Here is a 2674-nt window from a genome sequence, read left to right on the forward strand (position 1 = left end):
GCCGTTGCCTGACTGCTGCCGCCTTCGCGCGAGTGCAGTCTAGTGAGCCGGTCGCTGCCCACTTCCAGCCTCACGGGACGCCCCTCTGTCATGCTGAACGCAGTGAAGTATCTCGCCCCTCTCTTCGTCCTCGACTTTCAAATAGACCCAGCCCTTCACCCCGGCATCCGGTGGCGCCTCGAGCCACCCCGTCCGCGGACCGCCGCGATGACCTTCTCGTGAACGCCCGATGAATTCCAGTGAGATGTTCTTCTCACTGGTGAACGCAATCAACGAAAGGTCAATAGAATGAAAATCAGAACCCTCACCCTCATCATCGCCGCCGTGATGCTCATCGCGGTCGGCGTGCTCGTCTGGCCGGAGCCAAAAATGGCGCTTGCCACGGACTTGGATGCTGAACTTACCCTTGATTGGGGCGCAGAGGATCCATTTCACTGCGGGGCGACCGCAGAACTCCTCGACAGCAATCAGCAGCCTTTCAATCCTCCCCGAGTCATCAATCTAAATCCAAACGCGGGATTTACAGTCTGGACTGGCACCTTCCTCAATGTGCCGAGTCAGGCTTCGTTTGTGCTGTTCAACTGGAATCCAGGATTACCTCCTCTCAATTGGGAGCCATTTCCGGTTACAGTGCAACTCAACTGGTTGGGAGTAACCCAAGGTCAATCGGCGGTTCAATAATCGAATGCCGAGATGGGCAGAGCGGCGAATCTGATTTGCTGCTCTGCCCTTTGGCGAAGGACAATCCAAATGCGAATCTTCCTGCTGCTATCGTTGACGCTATATTGGGCGATTGACGCCCCAGCGCAACCTCGAGCCAATCTCATAGAATACTATGACGCCAGTGGGGGCGGCGTAGATAGTTTTCAAGATCTATTCATGGCGGATAATGGCGACTTTGTAATCTGTGGTCGGAGTGCAGGCAACACTTGGTTAATTAGGCTTAATACGCAAGGAGAGATCATATGGGAGGTAAGAGGAGATAGAACTCGATACCTTTCGGTCATTGAAGCCGATAATGGTGATATAGCTGCGGCCGGGTCATCGGAGCGAGACTTCCTTGCTGCCAGATATTCTGCCGATGGTGACATGGTCTGGCAACGGGGTTACTTTCCAGGTAGTTGTGATGCCATCATAGAGTTGAAGGGGGGAGGATTGATGTTGACCGGCGCGATATCTTTTGAACAAAGTCCATGGTTACGGGCGGTTGTTCAGCACATCGATGCAGAAGGTGAGCCGGTGTGGATTTGGCTGCATCCAAATGCGGCATTGAACACCTGGTTGTTCTCTATGCGAGAAGCCGAAGATGGCGTGGTGGCTGTTGGTCGTGAAGTCAATATGCGAAACGGATGGGCACGGGGGATGATTGTGAAAGTCGATTTTGAAGGAGAGACTGTCTGGATAAGGGAGCTAAATCTCGAGCAGAGTTCCAGGCTGGCATCAATAATCTCCTTACCAGAAGGTGGTTTTGCAGTTGTTGGCGCCTATGATGTTGGTTCGATAAATACTCAAAGATTGATGTGGGGGCGTCTGGCCGCAAACGGGGAGTTAAATGATTGGAATACCTTTGATTTGCGAGGAACACATGGTAATGATCTTCGCGTGTTGAATGATGGTGGCTTGATACTGGTGGGACAGCGCATTGGACTAAGAAAGTACCCTCTCGCCATCCGATTAGATCGTCAGGACAATATCATCTGGCAGATGGACTTGGCTCATCTAATTGATCGTCAGCCGGACCAGAGGCCACCACTGGAGAATGTTCTGCGGTCTGTAGTGGTTAGTCCTAACAATGTCATCCAATCTGTTGGGACGATGTTTCGTTCTGTTGATACAAATCTTGATGGGGTGCTTATTCGCCTCGAACCGGATATTCTCGGCCCGGTAGTTTTCTATAAGGAGCCGGAAGATTCTGCACTTACCGTCCTACGCGGCGACACCCTTCGCTTCATCGTTCGGGCTCGCAATCAACAGGGTCTCGATATGTCCTACCGCTGGACTTACCTCGATACTGTTCGCAGCACTGACACCACCGCTCTTATTAGGTTTGATGAATTGGGCACCTTGCCGGTCGTCTGCCGGGTTAACGCGGGTGAGTGGTCGGTCGAGGTCGTTTGGACGGTTGAAGTTGCTGACCTATTCATCGCCTCCCACACCCCCGACACGCTATCTATCACCGTCCAGCGTAATAGCGAGATCGACTTCTCCCTCGACTCCGTCGCCTACATCGGGGATAGGGAGAATCTGCGGTATGAATGGATGATTTACGACTCGGCAACGGTGAGATGGGAAGAAGTGGCAGGGGATGACCGGATCGGAATCCGGTCCTACGCGTTCGACCGGACGGGTGGCTATGCCTTGAAAGCCAAGGTCTTCGACCCGAACGTCGATCCGGAGCCGGCCGATTCCGTCCAATGGGCGATTCAGGTGCGGGGCGTAATACGCGCCTTCGAGCCGAATGTGCCCGAATTATCCCTCGAGCCTCGCCAGGAAGCGACCTTCGAACTGATCCCCTTCAATGCCAACAATGACTCTATCGAGTTCTGGTGGACGCTGAACGAAGTCGACACCTTGTCTACTCAGTCCACTTTGTCCATATCGTTCGCTGACACCGGCAGATACGTCGTGAGCGGGTATGCGCGGGAGCGAGTGAGCGAGGATGAGTGGGAGGAGG

3 protein-coding genes are annotated in these 2674 nt (G+C 53.6%); all 3 read left to right on the forward strand.

What is annotated here, in order from left to right; all coding sequences use genetic code 11:
- Window positions 1–42: 42 nt before the first annotated feature.
- Entirely contained in the window at window positions 43–222 is a 180-nt protein-coding gene (locus FJY67_11940; protein MBM3330158.1) for a hypothetical protein, read from the forward strand.
- A gap of 66 nt (window positions 223–288) precedes the next feature.
- On the forward strand, window positions 289–681 hold the full coding sequence (locus FJY67_11945) for a hypothetical protein (GenBank protein MBM3330159.1): 393 nt from the start codon (window positions 289–291) through the stop codon (window positions 679–681).
- A gap of 1134 nt (window positions 682–1815) precedes the next feature.
- Window positions 1816–2674: hypothetical protein (locus FJY67_11950; protein MBM3330160.1), on the forward strand; the 859-nt coding region annotated here is incomplete at its 3' end.

This window comes from Calditrichota bacterium (assembly GCA_016867835.1).
Taxonomy (GTDB): domain Bacteria; phylum Electryoneota; class AABM5-125-24; order Hatepunaeales; family Hatepunaeaceae; genus VGIQ01.